This is a genomic window from Pseudocitrobacter corydidari (genome assembly GCF_021172065.1).
Lineage (GTDB): Bacteria > Pseudomonadota > Gammaproteobacteria > Enterobacterales > Enterobacteriaceae > Pseudocitrobacter > Pseudocitrobacter corydidari.
Window position 1 is genome coordinate 2,981,193 of the sequence record NZ_CP087880.1, and the last position, 16,878, is coordinate 2,998,070.

The following is a 16,878-nucleotide window of genomic DNA, read 5'->3' on the forward strand; positions in this document are numbered from 1 at the left end:
ATATTACAAAATTGTTAACAATTTTGAAACAACAAACGGCAAACGATTTTGTCCTTTGTTGCTAATAACCCCAAAACTACGAAGAGATTATCAGAAAAAAGCCGGCCGTCAGGCCGGCTTTTTCGATTACATCACCAGGCGACGAATGTCAGACAGTGTGTTGTTGATGATGGTGATAAAGCGTGCACCATCAGCACCGTCGATCACGCGGTGGTCGAAGGAGAGAGAGATAGGCATCATCAGACGCGGTACAAACTCTTTCCCGTTCCATACCGGCTCCATCGCCGATTTGGAGACACCGAGGATAGCCACTTCCGGCGCGTTAACAATCGGTGCGAAGTGGGTCGTACCCAGGCCGCCGATGCTGGAGATAGTGAAGCAACCGCCCTGCATTTCGCCAGCCGTCAGCTTACCATCACGCGCTTTTTTGGAGATGGTGGTCAGTTCGCGAGACAGCTCGGTGATGCTCTTCTTGTTCACGTCTTTAAAGACCGGAACCACCAGGCCGTTCGGGGTATCAACCGCCACACCAATGTTGATGTATTTCTTCAGCGTCAGTTTCTGGCCATCTTCGGACAGAGAGCTGTTGAAGCGAGGCATCTGTTCCAGAGCCGCGGCAACCGCTTTCATGATGAACACAACCGGGGTGAATTTCACATCCAGTTTGCGCTTCTCAGCTTCGGCGTTCTGCTGTTTACGGAACGCTTCCAGATCGGTGATATCGGTTTTGTCGAAGTGCGTAACGTGCGGGATCATCACCCAGTTACGGCTCAGGTTAGCACCAGAGATTTTCTGGATACGGCCCAGTTCCACTTCTTCGATTTCGCCGAACTTGCTGAAGTCCACTTTCGGCCATGGCAGCATGCCCGGAATGCCGCCGCCAGCCGCAGCTGCCGGTGCAGATTCCGCGCGTTTCACCGCGTCTTTCACGTAAGCCTGAACGTCTTCGCGCAGGATACGGCCTTTACGACCCGTACCCTTCACTTTCGCCAGGTTCACGCCGAATTCGCGTGCCAGGCGACGAATCACCGGCGTTGCGTGGACGTAAGCGTCATTTTCTGCGAAGTCAGACTTGCCTTCAGCTTTCGCCGCCGGAGCCGGAGCTGCCGCAGGTGCCGGAGCGGCAGCCGCCTGAGCCGGTGCAGCAGCCGGAGCCGCAGCAGGCGCAGCGCCTTCCACTTCGAAGACCATAATCAGGGAGCCGGTTTTGACTTTATCGCCGGTGCTGATTTTGATCTCTTTTACGGTACCCGCGAACGGAGCCGGAACTTCCATAGAGGCTTTGTCGCCTTCTACGGTGATCAGAGACTGTTCGGCTTCGATTTTATCGCCAACCTTCACCATCACTTCGGTAACTTCAACTTCGTCGCCGCCGATATCTGGAACGTTAACGTCTTTCGCGCCGGATGCTGCCGGAGCAGCTGCCGCCGGAGCAGCTTCCGCTTTCGCCGGAGCCGCAGCGCCTGCTTCACCCGCCACTTCGAAGACCATGATCAGCGAGCCGGTAGACACTTTGTCGCCGGTGTTGATTTTGATCTCTTTAACCACGCCCGCGAACGGTGCCGGCACTTCCATAGAGGCTTTGTCGCCTTCAACGGTGATCAGAGACTGCTCAGCCGCAACGGTGTCGCCGACTTTAACCATCACTTCGGTGACTTCTACTTCGTCGCCGCCGATGTCCGGTACGTGAACGTCTTTCGCCGCTGCCGCAGCAGGTGCTGCTGCCGGAGCCGCTTCTTTCTTCTCTTCTGCCTTGGCAGGTGCAGCATCAGCTGCACCGTCGGCGGAATCGAAAATCATGATCAGTTTGCCGGTCTCGGTTTTGTCGCCGACAGAGACTTTGATCTCTTTGACGACGCCAGCCTGCGGAGACGGAACTTCCATAGAGGCTTTGTCGCCTTCTACGGTGATCAGCGACTGTTCAGCTTCAACTTTGTCGCCAACTTTGACCAGGATCTCGGTGATTTCAACTTCATCAGACCCGATATCCGGTACATTGATTTCGATAGCCATTATTCTTTTACCTCTTACGCCAGACGCGGGTTAACTTTTTCTGCATCGATGTTGAATTTGGTAATTGCGTCAGCAACCACTTTCTTATCGATTTCGCCACGTTTAGCCAGTTCGCCCAGCGCCGCTACAACCACATAGGAAGCATCAACTTCGAAGTGGTGACGCAGGTTTTCACGGCTGTCGGAACGACCGAAGCCATCAGTACCCAGTACGCGGTAGTCATCAGCCGGTACATAAGTACGGACCTGCTCGGCGAACAGTTTCATATAGTCGGTGGAAGCCACTGCCGGAGCGTCGTTCATCACCTGAGCGATGTACGGAACGCGCGGGGTTTCCATCGGGTGCAGCATGTTCCAGCGCTCACAGTCCTGACCATCACGCGCCAGTTCAGTGAAGGACGTTACGCTATAAACGTCAGAACCTACGCCGTAATCTTTCGCCAGGATCTGTGCTGCTTCACGGACGTGACGCAGGATAGAACCGGAGCCCAGCAGCTGAACTTTACCTTTGCTACCTTCAACGGTTTCGAGTTTGTAGATACCTTTACGGATACCTTCCTCAGCACCTTCCGGCATTGCCGGCATGTGGTAGTTTTCGTTCAGCGTGGTGATGTAGTAGTAAACGTTCTCTTGTTTCTCACCGTACATACGCTCCAGACCATCATGCATGATGACCGCAACTTCATACGCGTAAGACGGATCGTAAGAGATACAGTTCGGGATAGTCAGAGACTGAATATGGCTGTGACCATCTTCGTGCTGCAGACCTTCACCGTTCAGGGTCGTACGACCGGAAGTACCACCAATCAGGAAGCCGCGAGCCTGCTGGTCGCCTGCCTGCCAGCACAAGTCGCCGATACGCTGGAACCCGAACATGGAGTAGTAGATGTAGAACGGGATCATCGGCAGGTTGTTGGTGCTGTAAGAGGTCGCAGCAGCCAGCCAGGATGCGCCAGCACCCAGTTCGTTGATACCTTCCTGCAGAATCTGACCTTTCTCGTCTTCTTTGTAGTAAGCAACCTGCTCACGGTCCTGCGGGGTGTACTGCTGACCGTTCGGGCTGTAGATACCAATCTGACGGAACAGACCTTCCATACCGAAAGTACGCGCTTCATCGGCGATAATCGGAACCAGACGATCTTTGATCGATTTGTTCTTCAGCATCACGTTCAGGGCACGAACGAAAGCGATAGTGGTAGAGATCTCTTTATTCTGCTCTTCCAGCAGCGGTGCGAAATCTTCCAGAGTCGGCATTTCCAGCTTCTCAGTGAAGTGGGTCTGGCGGCTCGGCAGGTAACCGTGCAGTTTCTGACGCTGAGCGTGCAGATAAGTATGCTCTGGAGAACCTTCCGGGAAGGTCAGGTAAGAGAGGTTTTCCACCTGCTCGTCGGTTACCGGAACATTGAAGCGGTCGCGGATATAGCGCACGCCGTCCATGTTCATTTTCTTAACCTGGTGAGCGATGTTTTTACCTTCAGCGGTATCACCCATGCCGTAACCTTTGATGGTATGGGCCAGGATAACAGTCGCTTTGCCTTTGGTTTCCTGCGCTTTTTTCAGTGCAGCGTAAACTTTCTTCGGATCGTGACCACCACGGTTCAGCGCCCAGATCTGCTCATCAGTCCAGTCTGCAACCAGGGCTGCGGTTTCCGGATATTTACCGAAGAAGTGCTCACGCACGTAAGCGCCATCTTTGGATTTGAAGGTCTGGTAATCGCCGTCGACGGTTTCTTCCATCAGCTGGATCAGTTTACCGCTGGTGTCTTTACGCAGCAGCTCATCCCAACGACCGCCCCAGATAACCTTGATAACGTTCCAGCCAGCACCGCCAAAGATGCCTTCCAGTTCGTTGATGATCTTGCCGTTACCGGTGACCGGGCCATCCAGACGCTGCAGGTTACAGTTGATAACGAAGACCAGGTTATCCAGTTTTTCACGGGTGGCGATAGTGATCGCACCTTTGGATTCCGGTTCGTCCATCTCGCCGTCGCCGAGGAACGCGTAAACGGTTTGTTTAGAGGTATCTTTCAGGCCACGGTGTTCCAGATATTTCAGGAATTTAGCCTGGTAGATCGCACCGATTGGGCCCAGACCCATTGATACGGTCGGGAACTGCCAGAATTCCGGCATCAGTTTCGGGTGCGGGTAAGAAGACAGACCTTTACCGTGAACTTCCTGACGGAAGTTGTTCATCTGCTCTTCGGTCAGACGGCCTTCAAGGAACGCACGTGCGTAAACGCCCGGAGAGATGTGACCCTGGAAGTAAACCAGGTCGCCGCCATCCTGCTCGTTGCGTGCACGGAAGAAGTGGTTGAAACATACTTCGTAGAAGGTTGCGGAAGACTGGAAGGATGCCATATGGCCGCCCAGTTCCAAATCTTTCTTGGACGCGCGCAGAACGGTCATGATCGCGTTCCAGCGGATAGCTGAACGAATACGGCGTTCCAGATCCAGATCGCCCGGGTATTCCGGTTCGTCTTCAACGGCAATAGTGTTTACATAACCGCTAGCACCTGCACCAGCCGCTACCTGAACGCCGCCTTTACGGGCTTCAGACAGCACCTGGTCGATCAGATACTGAGCGCGCTCAACACCTTCTTCACGGATAACCGATTCGATCGCCTGTAACCAGTCGCGAGTTTCGATCGGATCCACGTCATTTGGGAAACGTTCTGACATGGGGTTTTCCTTATCTATCTAGTACGTTGATTTATCTGGAACCTGTCCCATTGTGCTTTCAGTGGAAAACACAATAAGACAGGTTCTGTGTTTAGTTGCCGCGCACTTTTATTGGCGCTTATCACATATCTTTCTGGTAAAACCGCTGCCAGAAAAAACTCAATCCTTGCGCTGTTGCAGGCGACGTAACGAGCGTTCACGACGGCTCTGTTCACGGCTCCTGTCCAGCAAAATCTCTTCAATAAAGGCCAGGTGACGGTGCGACGCTTCACGCGCCTGCTCCGGTTCACCGGCGACAATCGCCTCGAAAATCCGGGTGCGATGATTGCTGACCTGCGGGAGCATCTCCCGACGGGCATACAGCAACTCGAAGTTCTGCCGAACGTTTTGTGCCAACATCGGCTCCATACACCTTAGCAAATGGAGCAACACCACATTGTGGGCGGCTTCGGTCACGGCGATTTGATACTGGACGACGGCGCTCGACTCTGCGTCGAGGTCGCCCGATTGTTGAGCCCGTTCGATGGCCTGATGCAGTTCGCGAATACGTTCGCGGTCTTCATCAGTGCTGCGCAGTGCCGCGTAATAAGCCGCGATACCTTCAAGCGCGTGACGGGTTTCAAGCAGATCAAACTGGGATTCAGGGTGGTCGGACAGAAGCTCTACCAGCGGATCGCTGAAGCTCTGCCACAAGCTGCTTTGGACAAAAGTCCCGCCGCCCTGGCGACGAAGCAGTAACCCTTTCGCTTCGAGACGTTGAATCGCCTCACGCAGCGAGGGACGGGATACGTCGAACTGTTTCGCCAGTTCGCGTTCAGGTGGAAGTTTTTCGCCGGGGCGTAATGTCCCCTCAAGAATCAAAAACTCCAACTGCTGCTCAATCACATCAGAAAGTTTTGGTTGGCGGATTTTGCTGTAGGCCATAGTTCCCTGTACCTGCCATTAGCCCGGAGTCAATTGGTCTTACCAATTTCAAGTTCGTAGCGCTAAAGTAACAAAGTATTCACCTTCTGTCCATACAGGTTTTGATTGAAATCAGTAAACCACGCACTTTTTAACAACATTACAGAAATGATGTTTCAGAATTGTAACCTTGCACAAAAAATGTCTTTACCACGTTGGAAGTACAATTAACGAAAAATATACGAAAATTACGCACACTGAAGCGTTTCACTTTGCCAAACAATGAATATTTATGCACTTATTGTTGACAAAATGTACATGCTTACCCACTTCTGGGGCTGGCTGCTACACTTACAACTGGTTTCTTTTTATTCAATCCGTCATCAACCACTCATAAAGCAGGTGCATTTCCGCGCACTTACCACTATTCTTCCCTGGACGAAAGAGTTCCTCTCATTTTTATTCACTCTCTTTCGTAAACATAAAAATACAGGAAATGGAATTCCCTGATTACAAACGTACAAATAACAACCACACACGAGGTTTCATGATGGAAGGTCAACAGCACAGCGACCAGCTGAAGCGCGGCCTCAAAAACCGCCATATCCAGCTGATTGCGCTGGGTGGAGCTATCGGTACCGGCCTGTTTCTCGGCAGTGCCTCCGTTATCCAGTCAGCCGGTCCGGGCATTATTCTGGGTTATGCCATTGCAGGCTTTATTGCCTTCCTGATCATGCGCCAGCTCGGTGAAATGGTCGTGGAAGAGCCGGTAGCCGGGTCATTCAGCCACTTTGCCTATAAATACTGGGGCAGTTTCGCCGGCTTCGCGTCAGGCTGGAACTATTGGGTACTGTACGTGCTGGTTGCCATGGCGGAACTCACCGCGGTCGGCAAATACATCCAGTTCTGGTATCCGGAAATCCCGACCTGGGCTTCCGCAGCGGCCTTCTTTATTCTGATTAACGCCATTAACCTCACCAACGTAAAAGTGTTTGGGGAAATGGAGTTCTGGTTCGCGATTATTAAAGTGGTCGCGGTTGTGGGCATGATCCTGTTCGGCGGCTGGCTGCTGTTCAGCGGTAGCGCGGGCCCGCAGGCGACAGTTCGCAACCTGTGGGAACAGGGCGGCTTCCTGCCGCACGGCATGCAAGGGCTGGTGATGATGATGGCTATCATCATGTTCTCTTTCGGTGGGCTTGAGCTGGTGGGGATCACCGCCGCAGAAGCCGACAACCCGGAAAAAAGCATTCCCAAAGCCACCAACCAGGTGATTTATCGTATTCTGATTTTCTATGTGGGTTCGCTGGCGGTCCTGCTTTCTCTGCTGCCGTGGACGCGCGTCACCGCTGATGTCAGCCCGTTTGTGCTTATCTTCCACGAACTGGGTGATACGCTGGTGGCTAACGCCCTGAACGTTGTGGTTCTGACCGCAGCGCTCTCCGTTTATAACAGCTGTGTCTACTGTAACAGCCGCATGCTGTTCGGCCTCGCCCAGCAGGGGAACGCGCCGAAAGCGCTGCTCTCCGTCGATAAACGCGGCGTACCGGTCAACACCATTCTGGTCTCCGCTGTGGTGACCGCGCTGTGTGTGCTGATCAACTACCTGGCACCGGAATCTGCGTTTGGCCTGCTGATGGCGCTGGTGGTTTCTGCGCTGGTGATCAACTGGGCGATGATTAGCCTTGCGCACATGAAATTCCGCAAAGCGAAACAGCAACAGGGCGTTACGCCGCGCTTCCCGGCGCTGCTCTACCCGCTTGGCAACTGGATCTGCCTGCTGTTTATGGCGGCGGTGCTGGTTATCATGCTGATGACGCCGGGCATGGCGATCTCCGTGTATCTGATCCCCGTATGGATCTGCATTCTGGGCGTTGGCTACATGGTTAAACAGAAGGGTGCGAAAACAGCCGTGAAGGCACATTAATCTCTCCCCCGGCCCCTTCCCTGTGGAAGGGGCCGGCTCTGTTACCCGCTTCACACTTTCCTTTTCTCAGCTATTTCGTCCATATCCTCACCGTTATACTGCAACGCATTTCGCGGGCCGCCAGCCAATAATTCTCTCCATACCGTCAGAGGGAGTTTCGGCAATGAATAACAATAAGTTATCAGTCAGAGAGAAAATTGGTTATGGCATGGGCGACGCCGGATGCAACATCATCTTCGGCGCTATCATGCTGTTCGTTAACTACTTTTATACCGATATTTTTGGTCTCGCCCCGGCGCTGGTCGGCGTTCTGCTGCTTTCCGTTCGCGTAATTGACGCCGTCACCGATCCCATCATGGGCGCACTCGCCGACCGTACCCGCAGTAAATATGGGCGATTTCGTCCATGGTTGCTGTGGATAGCGTTCCCTTACGCGCTATTCAGCGTACTGATGTTTACCACCCCGGACTGGACCTACAGCAGCAAAGTTATCTATGCGTTTGTCACCTATTTCCTGCTGTCGATTACCTACACCGCCATCAATATTCCCTATTGCTCGCTGGGTAGCGTCATCACCAACGACCCCAAAGAGCGCGTTGCCTGCCAGTCCTATCGCTTCGTGCTGGTAGGTATCGCCACGTTGCTGCTCTCATTGACCCTGCTGCCGATGGTTGACTGGTTTGGCGGCGGTGATAAAGCTAAAGGCTACCAGATGGCGATGACCGTACTGGCGTTTATCGGCATGTGTATGTTCCTGTTCTGCTTTGCCACGGTGCGTGAGCGCGTTAAACCCGCCGTGCAGACCAATGATGAACTGAAGCAAGACCTGAAAGATGTATGGAAAAACGACCAGTGGGTGCGCATCTTATTGCTGACGCTGTGCAACGTCTGCCCCGGTTTTATCCGTATGGCGGCGACCATGTATTACGTCACCTGGGTGATGGGCCAGAGCACACATTTCGCCACGCTGTTTATCAGCCTCGGCGTCGTCGGCATGATGTTCGGTAGCATGCTGGCGAAGGTACTCACCGACCGCTGGTGTAAGCTTAAGGTCTTCTTCTGGACTAACATCGCGCTGGCGATTTTCTCTATCGCCTTCTACTTCTTCGACCCGCATGCGACGATCATGATTGTGGTGCTCTACTTCCTGCTCAACATCCTGCATCAGATCCCGTCCCCGCTGCACTGGTCGCTGATGGCGGATGTCGATGACTACGGCGAATGGAAAACCGGTAAACGCATCACCGGGATCAGCTTCTCCGGCAACCTTTTCTTCCTCAAGGTCGGGCTGGCGATTGCCGGCGCGATGGTGGGCTTCCTGCTCTCCTGGTATGGCTACGATGCGGGCGCGAAGCAGCAAAGCGAAACCACGCTCAACGGTATCATGCTGCTGTTTACCGTCATTCCTGGCATCGGGTATCTGCTGACCGCCGGGATTGTGCGGATGCTGAAAGTTGACCGCGAACTCATGAAACAGATTCAGTCTGACCTGGAAAAACGTCGCGAGAACTATCGCGAACTGAATGACTACCAGACCGGTAAAATCACCGAACACGTAAGGAAAGCATAATGAACCGCTGGCCAAACCCTTTTATTGAACAACGCGCCGACCCTTTCATTTTGCATCATCAGGGAGAGTACTACTTTATCGCCTCGGTGCCGGAATACGATCGGCTGGAGATTCGCCGCGCCAGCACGCTTGAAGGGCTGCGCAGCGCCGACGCGGTTGTGGTCTGGCGTAAACCCGCAAGCGGCCCGATGTGCGAGCTTATCTGGGCACCGGAACTGCATAAGATTGACGGTCAATGGGTGATCTACTTCGCCGCCGCGCATACGCAGGCGCTGGACTCTCTCGGTATGTTCCAGCACCGGATGTATGCGCTGACCTGCGATGATGCGGATCCACTTAGCGGAAAATGGGTTGAGCGAGGCCAGGTGAAAACGCCGTTCGATACTTTCTGTCTGGATGCCACGACGTTTCATCATCAGGGAAAACAGTGGTATCTGTGGGCGCAAAAATCGCCAGACATTGCTGGAAACTCCAATATCTATCTGGCAGAACTGGAAAATCCGTGGACACTAAAAGGCGAGCCGGTGATGCTCAGCAAACCAGAGTTCGACTGGGAGTGTCGGGGTTTTCTGGTCAACGAAGGGCCTGCGGTGCTGGTGCATGGCGATAAACTCTTTGTCAGCTACTCCGCCAGCGCCACCGATGAGAATTACTGCATGGGCCTGCTGTGGATTGACCTGAACGCTGACATCACAAAGCCGGAAAACTGGCATAAATCACCGCAACCGGTGTTCACCACCAGCTATGAAAACCGCCAGTACGGGCCGGGGCACAACAGCTTTACCCAAACGCCGGACGGCGAGGATGTGTTGGTGTATCACGCGAGGAATTACACGGAGATTGAAGGCGACCCGTTATATGACCCGAATCGCCATACGCGGTTGAAACTGGTGCGCTGGCAGGAAGATGGCATGCCGGATTTCGGCGTGCCGCCTGCGGATACGATTTGAGTCGGTGCCCGGTGGCGCTCGCGCTTACCGGGCCTACAAAACAATACCCGAGCCCCCGTAGGCCGGATAAGCGTCAGCGCCATCCGGCACTACTCGCGCCCCAAGCAAAATTCTTACACCAGCGTCCCATATATGGTCAGCAGCGCCATAATCACCACCACCACAAACGAGGTTTTCTTCGCCATCGATACCGCCGCTTTTGGCGTCTCAACGCGGTCAACGTGTGGCTCGCGCGCCAGCGAATACTGCGCCAGCTGCGTCAGGACCTGGTACTGCGAAGTATGGCGATCGCCCAGCGAAGCAAACCATGCAGGCAGCGCTTTCTCACCGTGACCAAGCAGGGCGTAAACCACGCCCACCAGCCGCACCGGAAGCCAGTCCACAATATGCAAAATGGCATCAATGCCAGACTGCAAACGGTGATGCGGCGTCTGGTAACGTGCCAGCCACGACTGCCATGCACGCAGGAAAGAATACCCCATTAACAGTACCGGGCCCCACGGGCCGCCGACCACAAACCAGAACAGTGGCGCAAGGTAGAAGCGGAAGTTAATCCACAGCAGCGCATTTTGCAGCTCGCGCAGAAACTCGCGCTCATCACAGCCCGATGGCACACCGTGGATCATCGTTAGCTCGCAGGCCATCGCATCCCGCGCGTGGCTATCATTGAGTGATGCCGCCTTCAGGTAAGCGTGATAGTGCAGCCGCACGCGCCCTGCCCCGATGCACAACAGGCCGAGTAAAATCCAGAACACCAGCAGCGGCACGTTAAACAGCAGCCCGTCGAGCGCGCGCTGAATCAAAAACACCACTGCCATCGCCACCACGGTCATTGCAAGCGTAGCGACAAAAGAGAAGCGTTTGATGCGACGGAACAGCACTTCCAGACGGTGGTCGAGCTGCCAGTGCTCGCCCAGCTTAAATAAACGCTCGGCAATCAGCACCAGTAGCGTGGTAAACAGCGTCATGTCATCTCCTTATCTGACGAAGGGGTGACCAGTGCGCGAAAGCGAACCCAGTCAAACGCCGGGCCCGGATCGGTTTTGCGCACGGGCGCGATATCACAGTGTCCTGTCATATTATCGGCGATAGCCGGGTAAATCGTTATCAGCGACTGGGTTAACGCCGCCAGTTGCTGATACTGCGCATCGGTGTAGGCCAGCGTATCGGTGCCTTCCAGCTCAATGCCTATCGAGAAATCATTGCAGCGCTCGCGGCCCTGATATTCCGACACACCCGCGTGCCAGGCGCGCTTATCGAAAGGAACATACTGCACAATTTCCCCATCGCGGCGAATCAGACAATGGGCAGAAACGCGCAGGTGAGAAATCTCGGCGAAAAAAGGATGGGCGTTCGGGTCGAGCGTACCGGTAAACAGTGCATCTATCCATGGGCCGCCAAATTCGCCAGGGGGTAAACTGATATTATGAACAACCAGCAATGACGGGGTTTCATCGTCCGGGCGGCAGTCAAAGTGTGGCGACGGTACATGACGCGCGCCCACCAGCCAACCCTCATCTAACAACATGCTGGATCTCCTTATGTGTGGTGCTGATTCTCGGTTCAGAGTAGCATGTTTAAACCTTTCGAATCGTTACCAATTTGGAGTTTTATCATGCCGCCTCGCCGCTACAACCCAGACCACCGACGTGACGCGCTTCTGGAACGTATCAATCTCGACATTCCCAACGCCGTGGCACAGGCGCTCCGTGAAGATCTGGGCGGAGAAGTGGATGCCAATAACGACATTACCGCACAACTTCTGCCAGCGGAAACGCGCTCTCACGCGGTGGTTATCACCCGCGAAGACGGCGTGTTCTGCGGTAAACGCTGGGTTGAAGAGGTGTTTATTCAACTGGCGGGCGACGACGTCACGCTGACGTGGCACGTCGAAGATGGCGACCTGCTGAAAGCCGACCAGCCGCTGTTTGAAATCGATGGCCCTTCCCGCGTCCTGCTGACCGGCGAGCGTACCGCGCTGAATTTCGTGCAAACGCTCTCGGGCGTGGCCAGCGAAGTGCGTCGCTATGTCGACCTGCTGGAAGGCACCAAAACACAGCTGCTGGATACCCGCAAAACCCTGCCCGGCCTGCGTACTGCGCTGAAATATGCCGTGCTGTGCGGCGGCGGTGCGAATCACCGCCTGGGTCTTTCCGATGCATTCCTGATTAAAGAAAACCACATCATCGCTTCCGGCTCCGTGCGCCAGGCGGTAGAAAAAGCCTTCTGGCTGCACCCGGATGTGCCGGTGGAAGTGGAAGTGGAAAATCTGGAAGAGCTGGAAGACGCGCTGAAAGCCGGGGCCGACATCATCATGCTCGATAACTTTGACACTGAGCTGATGCGCAAAGCTGTCGCCATCACCAAAGGCCAGGCACGGCTGGAAGTCTCCGGCAACGTCACCTTTGACACCATTCGCGAATTCGCCGAAACCGGCGTGGATTACATCTCCGTTGGCGCGCTGACCAAACACGTGCGCGCGTTAGACCTCTCCATGCGTTTCCGTTAATTCCCGCAATCCGGCCTGCCCGCTGCGCAGGCCGGATAAGCCCACGCCATCCAAAAATTTTCCGCACCCGCTTCCATTTTTAATGTTGTCTTCTGCAACGCAGAAAAACTCTCTGGAAGGCGCTTTCCTGAATTCCTTTTTGCCCCTCGCGCCCGCTCCGCCTGACTGACACACTCCCGCCATCTCAACCAGGAGTGCATTATGGAAAAGCAAAAAGGATTTACCCTTATCGAGCTGATGGTGGTGATCGGCATCATCGCCATCTTAAGCGCCATCGGTATCCCGGCGTATCAAAACTACCTGCGCAAAGCCGCGCTCACCGACATGTTGCAAACCTTCGTTCCCTACCGTACGGCAATTGAATTGTGCGCCCTCGACCACGGCGGGCTGAACAGCTGTGATGGCGGCAGTAACGGTATTCCCTCGCCCACCACCACGCGTTATGTCTCTGGCATGAGTATCGCCAAAGGCGTGGTCGTTCTCACCGGCCAGGAGAGCCTGAACGGCCTGTCGGTCACCATGACGCCGGGCTGGGATAACGCCAACGGCGTGACCGGCTGGACGCGCGTTTGCGCTATCCAGAGCGACAGCGCCCTGCAACAAGCCTGCGAAGATGTCTTCCGCTTCGATGCGCAGTAACCCGGAGGCCGCGATGAATCAGGATCAGTTGCTTGCTCTGTGTAAAAAGCATCACGCCCTGTTGATCGGCAACGATCAGAGCGTGTTAAGCATCGCCGTTGTCGGTGCGCCGTCGGATGAACTGATGGATGCGCTGCGTTTTGCAACGCAAAAACGCGTCGATATCGAGTGCTGGAGCCAGGAGCGGATGGATAAACATTTGAAGCTCACGGCAACCGCCAGCCAACCCGCCGCCAATGACGACTCCCGCAGCGCGGTCGATCTGCTGAACCGCTCGCTGGAGCAGGCGTTGCTCCAGCGCGCATCAGATATTCATTTTGAACCCGGCGAGCATCACCTGCGTCTCAGGCTGCGCGTCGACGGCGTGCTGCATTTACTGACCACGCTACCGCTTTCACTGGCGGCAACGCTCACCGCACGTTTAAAGGTGCTGGGCAATCTCGATATTGCCGAACGTCGCATTCCACAGGATGGTCAATTTACCGTGGAGATCGCCGGTCAGTCCGTCTCTTTTCGCATCGCGACGCTGCCGTGTCGTTACGGTGAAAAGGTAGTTCTGCGCCTGCTGCATAACGTTGAACAGGCGCTGGATATCCATCAACTCGGCATGAGTGGCGATCAACTGGCGCTGTTCGGCGATGCGCTCAATCAGCCACAGGGGCTGATCCTGGTGACCGGGCCGACGGGCAGCGGTAAAACCGTGACGCTGTACAGCGCCCTGCAACGGCGTAATCGCAGCGACGTCAATATTTGCAGCGTGGAAGACCCGGTTGAAATACCCATCGAAGGGCTGAATCAAACGCAAATCAACCCTCGCGCCGGGCTGACGTTTCAGAGTGTACTACGTGCCCTGCTAAGGCAGGACCCGGATATTGTGATGGTCGGTGAAATTCGCGATGGCGAAACGGCGGAAATTGCCATCAAAGCCGCGCAAACCGGGCATCTGGTGCTCTCTACGCTGCACACCAATTCAACCGTTGAAACGCTGGTACGCCTGGAACAAATGGGCGTGGCGCGCTGGATGATCTCATCGGCGCTTCAGCTTGTGGTGGCCCAGCGGCTGGTGCGTAAACTGTGCCCGCACTGCCGGGAGAAAAACGGTGTAGAAGCACCGCTGCCGCACACGCTTTGGCCCCGCGCTTTACCTCACTGGCAGGCGACGGGTTGCCAGCATTGCTATCACGGCTATCTTGGTCGGGCGGCGATCTTTGAGATCCTGCCGCTTAACAACGATCTACGCCACGCCATTGCCGCAGGTCGCGGGACCGAAGAACTGGTACAGAAAGCGCGTCTGGCGGGAATGACAACCCTGTTCGAGAACGGCTGTATGGCCGTCGAGCGCGGGCTTACCACGCAGGAAGAGTTACTGCGCGTGATGGGGCTTCCGCATGGCAGCTAATCAACTCTGGCGCTGGCGCGGCCTGACGCTTCAGGCTGAAGAACGGTACGGAACGCTGTGGGCGCCTAATCGCCCGGAAGCGCTGGTTTCATTGCAGCAGCAGGGCATCACGGCGCTGACGCTTCGCCGCTGCACCGTCAGGGCCGCATACTGGCAGACAAACTGGCGCTGCGAAATTATTGAACAGCTGGCGACGCTGCTACATGCTGGCCTCACGCTCTCGGATGGGCTGGAGATGCTGGCTCGCCAGCATCCCATTGCGCAGTGGCAGGCCCTGCTCGGCACGCTCTCTCAACGGCTGGCGGAAGGTGTTTCGCTTTCCGACGGGTTACGCCAGTGGCCGGAAGCCTTTCCGCCGCTCTATCTGGCGATGATTCGCACCGGTGAGATAACGGGCAAGTTGGATATCTGCTGTCGCGCGCTGGCACAACAACAAAAATCGCAGCAGGCCATGACGCAGAAGGTAAAAAAAGCGCTGCGCTATCCGTGCATCATTTTGCTGCTGGCTATCGCTGTGGTGGTGGCGATGCTGGGGTTTGTGCTGCCGGAATTCACGGCAATTTATCGCACCTTTAATACGCCGCTGCCCGTGCTCACACAAGTCGTCATGAACATGGCGGATGCCGTTAAACTGCATTACGGGCTGATTGCGCTGTTCCTGACGCTGCCTTTTCTTCCCGGCATAATACTGAAAAACAATCCGCGCTGGCAGCGGCTTCAGGCGCGGGTCGCACTTTCACTGCCGGTGATGGGCAATCTGGTTCGCGGGCAGATGCTTAGCCACATTTTTACCGTCCTGTCACTGACGCAAAGCGCGGGTATCGCCTTCTTAAAGGGGCTGGAAACCGTCGAGGAAACCGTCACTCAACCGCTCTGGCGGGAAGTCATTAGCAGACTTCATCATGACATTTCGCAGGGAAGCCCCATCTGGCAGGCGATGGAAAATAGCCAGGTCTTCACGCCGCTGTGTATTCAACTGGTACGAACCGGGGAAGCGTCCGGCGCGCTGGACCAGATGCTGCAAAATCTGTCGGACTACCACAGTGAGAAGACGCATCAACTGGCGGAGAATCTAACGTCGCTGCTGGAGCCGATGCTACTGGTAGTGACAGGCGCCATCATCGGCACGCTGGTCGTGGCGATGTATCTGCCGATATTTCATTTGGGGGATGCGATTAGCGGAGCGGGATAAGCGCTGGCGCAGAAAGCGCCAGCGCGAAGCATTACAGGCTGTTGAACACGCGGTTCTCTTGTTCCTGCACGCGGATAAAGGTGGTGCGTTTGGTCAGCTCTTTCAGGCGAGAAGCACCGACGTAGGTGCACGCTGAACGCAGGCCGCCAAGGATATCGCGCGCGGTGTTATCTACCGGGCCGCGCAGCGGCAGTTTAACGGTTTTGCCTTCCGCAGCGCGATACTGAGCAACGCCGCCAACGTGACGATTCATCGCAGATTCAGAGCTCATGCCGTAGAAGAGCATGAATTTTTCACCGTTCTCTTCAACGATAGAGCCACCGCTTTCTTCGTGACCTGCCAGCATACCGCCGAGCATCACGAAGTCTGCGCCTCCGCCGAAGGCTTTCGCCACGTCGCCCGGAACCGTACAACCGCCATCGCTGACGATTTGGCCGCCCAGGCCGTGCGCTGCATCCGCGCACTCAATAACTGCGGAAAGCTGCGGATAACCGACGCCGGTTTTTACGCGCGTGGTGCATACGGAACCTGGGCCGATGCCTACTTTTACGATATCCGCACCGGAAAGAATCAGCTCTTCGCACATTTCGCCGGTGACAACGTTACCCGCGCAGATGGTTTTGGTCGGCCAGGCCTGACGCGCTTTCGCCACGAACTGAACGAAGTGCTCGGAGTAGCCGTTTGCGACGTCAATGCACACGAAGTTCAGCATCGGGTGCAGCGCCAGAATCTGTTTGGTTTTCTCGAAATCGGCGTCAGAGGTGCCCGTAGACACCATCACGTGTTTCAGAACCTCTTCAGATTCGTTCTGAGCGAAAACTTTCCAGTCTTCAACGGTATAGTGTTTATGCACTGCCGTCAGAATATCGAAAGACGCCAGCGCTTTTGCCATTGCGAAGGTACCCACGGAATCCATATTCGCGGCGATAACCGGCACACCGGACCAGCGTTGGCCAGAATGTTTAAAGGTGAATTCGCGTTCCAGTTCAACATCGGAACGGCTTTTAAGAGTAGAGCGTTTAGGGCGGATAAGAACGTCTTTGAAACCTAATTTCAGATCTTCTTCGATACGCATGTGCGGATTCCTGGGGTTAATGGCAT

Annotated in this window: 13 protein-coding genes; 7 read left to right on the forward strand and 6 right to left on the reverse strand. The window is 55.2% G+C overall.

Annotated features, from left to right (window positions below; genetic code table 11):
- Positions 1 to 126: 126 nt before the first annotated feature.
- The 3 genes from aceF to pdhR all read right to left on the reverse strand — a co-directional run bounded on the left by aceF (position 127) and on the right by pdhR (position 5,615).
- A complete protein-coding gene (gene aceF / locus G163CM_RS13935) occupies positions 127 to 2,013 on the reverse strand; it encodes a pyruvate dehydrogenase complex dihydrolipoyllysine-residue acetyltransferase (protein ID WP_231825369.1) in 1,887 nt (628 codons plus the stop codon).
- A gap of 14 nt (positions 2,014 to 2,027) precedes the next feature.
- The gene (gene aceE / locus G163CM_RS13940) at positions 2,028 to 4,691 is read right to left on the reverse strand and encodes a pyruvate dehydrogenase (acetyl-transferring), homodimeric type (RefSeq protein ID WP_015965897.1); all 2,664 of its coding nucleotides are present in this window, start codon (positions 4,689 to 4,691) and stop codon (positions 2,028 to 2,030) included.
- Between the two features lie 159 nt (positions 4,692 to 4,850).
- On the reverse strand, positions 4,851 to 5,615 hold the full coding sequence (gene pdhR / locus G163CM_RS13945; RefSeq protein ID WP_015965898.1) for a pyruvate dehydrogenase complex transcriptional repressor PdhR: 765 nt from the start codon (positions 5,613 to 5,615) through the stop codon (positions 4,851 to 4,853).
- A gap of 526 nt (positions 5,616 to 6,141) precedes the next feature.
- Between pdhR and aroP the strand changes: the two genes are divergently transcribed.
- From aroP to G163CM_RS13960, 3 genes are all read left to right on the forward strand, one after another.
- Positions 6,142 to 7,518, forward strand: coding sequence for an aromatic amino acid transporter AroP (gene aroP, locus G163CM_RS13950; RefSeq protein ID WP_231825370.1), 1,377 nt, complete (start codon positions 6,142 to 6,144; stop codon positions 7,516 to 7,518).
- Positions 7,519 to 7,681: 163 nt separating this feature from the next.
- Entirely contained in the window at positions 7,682 to 9,088 is a 1,407-nt protein-coding gene (locus G163CM_RS13955; RefSeq protein WP_231825371.1) for a glycoside-pentoside-hexuronide (GPH):cation symporter, read from the forward strand.
- The gene (locus G163CM_RS13960) at positions 9,088 to 10,038 is read left to right on the forward strand and encodes a glycoside hydrolase family 43 protein (protein ID WP_231825372.1); all 951 of its coding nucleotides are present in this window, start codon (positions 9,088 to 9,090) and stop codon (positions 10,036 to 10,038) included. Before G163CM_RS13955 ends, G163CM_RS13960 begins: the two co-directional genes overlap by 1 nt.
- A 113-nt stretch (positions 10,039 to 10,151) precedes the next feature.
- On the opposite strand, the gene ampE is transcribed toward G163CM_RS13960, so the two are convergent.
- On the reverse strand, positions 10,152 to 11,006 hold the full coding sequence (gene ampE / locus G163CM_RS13965; RefSeq protein ID WP_231825373.1) for a beta-lactamase regulator AmpE: 855 nt from the start codon (positions 11,004 to 11,006) through the stop codon (positions 10,152 to 10,154).
- The gene (ampD, locus tag G163CM_RS13970) at positions 11,003 to 11,566 is read right to left on the reverse strand and encodes a 1,6-anhydro-N-acetylmuramyl-L-alanine amidase AmpD (RefSeq protein ID WP_015965903.1); all 564 of its coding nucleotides are present in this window, start codon (positions 11,564 to 11,566) and stop codon (positions 11,003 to 11,005) included. Before ampD ends, ampE begins: the two co-directional genes overlap by 4 nt.
- Before the next feature lie 87 nt (positions 11,567 to 11,653).
- On the opposite strand from ampD, the gene nadC reads away from it, so the two are divergent.
- The 4 genes from nadC (at position 11,654) to hofC (ending at position 15,777) form a co-directional block, all read left to right on the forward strand.
- Positions 11,654 to 12,547: a carboxylating nicotinate-nucleotide diphosphorylase gene (nadC, locus tag G163CM_RS13975; protein ID WP_015965904.1), complete on the forward strand. Its 894-nt coding sequence runs from the start codon at positions 11,654 to 11,656 to the stop codon at positions 12,545 to 12,547.
- 201 nt (positions 12,548 to 12,748) lie between these two features.
- Positions 12,749 to 13,186: a prepilin peptidase-dependent pilin gene (gene ppdD / locus G163CM_RS13980; protein WP_231825374.1), complete on the forward strand. Its 438-nt coding sequence runs from the start codon at positions 12,749 to 12,751 to the stop codon at positions 13,184 to 13,186.
- Between the two features lie 13 nt (positions 13,187 to 13,199).
- On the forward strand, positions 13,200 to 14,585 hold the full coding sequence (gene gspE / locus G163CM_RS13985) for a type II secretion system protein GspE (RefSeq protein WP_231825375.1): 1,386 nt from the start codon (positions 13,200 to 13,202) through the stop codon (positions 14,583 to 14,585).
- Positions 14,575 to 15,777, forward strand: a complete 1,203-nt coding sequence (gene hofC / locus G163CM_RS13990; protein WP_231825376.1) for a protein transport protein HofC — start codon at positions 14,575 to 14,577, stop codon at positions 15,775 to 15,777. The genes gspE and hofC overlap by 11 nt, the downstream gene beginning before the upstream one ends.
- A 31-nt stretch (positions 15,778 to 15,808) precedes the next feature.
- Here hofC and G163CM_RS13995 read toward each other — a convergent pair whose 3' ends face one another.
- The gene (locus tag G163CM_RS13995) at positions 15,809 to 16,852 is read right to left on the reverse strand and encodes a GMP reductase (RefSeq protein WP_015965908.1); all 1,044 of its coding nucleotides are present in this window, start codon (positions 16,850 to 16,852) and stop codon (positions 15,809 to 15,811) included.
- Positions 16,853 to 16,878 lie beyond the last annotated feature (26 nt).

Coding starts and splice junctions, on each gene's coding strand:
- aceF (WP_231825369.1), bottom strand. CDS start 2,013: ATGGCTATCGAAATCAATGTACCGGATATCGGGTCTGATGAAGTTGAA.
- aceE (WP_015965897.1), bottom strand. CDS start 4,691: ATGTCAGAACGTTTCCCAAATGACGTGGATCCGATCGAAACTCGCGAC.
- pdhR (WP_015965898.1), bottom strand. CDS start 5,615: ATGGCCTACAGCAAAATCCGCCAACCAAAACTTTCTGATGTGATTGAG.
- aroP (WP_231825370.1), top strand. CDS start 6,142: ATGATGGAAGGTCAACAGCACAGCGACCAGCTGAAGCGCGGCCTCAAA.
- G163CM_RS13955 (WP_231825371.1), top strand. CDS start 7,682: ATGAATAACAATAAGTTATCAGTCAGAGAGAAAATTGGTTATGGCATG.
- G163CM_RS13960 (WP_231825372.1), top strand. CDS start 9,088: ATGAACCGCTGGCCAAACCCTTTTATTGAACAACGCGCCGACCCTTTC.
- ampE (WP_231825373.1), bottom strand. CDS start 11,006: ATGACGCTGTTTACCACGCTACTGGTGCTGATTGCCGAGCGTTTATTT.
- ampD (WP_015965903.1), bottom strand. CDS start 11,566: ATGTTGTTAGATGAGGGTTGGCTGGTGGGCGCGCGTCATGTACCGTCG.
- nadC (WP_015965904.1), top strand. CDS start 11,654: ATGCCGCCTCGCCGCTACAACCCAGACCACCGACGTGACGCGCTTCTG.
- ppdD (WP_231825374.1), top strand. CDS start 12,749: ATGGAAAAGCAAAAAGGATTTACCCTTATCGAGCTGATGGTGGTGATC.
- gspE (WP_231825375.1), top strand. CDS start 13,200: ATGAATCAGGATCAGTTGCTTGCTCTGTGTAAAAAGCATCACGCCCTG.
- hofC (WP_231825376.1), top strand. CDS start 14,575: ATGGCAGCTAATCAACTCTGGCGCTGGCGCGGCCTGACGCTTCAGGCT.
- G163CM_RS13995 (WP_015965908.1), bottom strand. CDS start 16,852: ATGCGTATCGAAGAAGATCTGAAATTAGGTTTCAAAGACGTTCTTATC.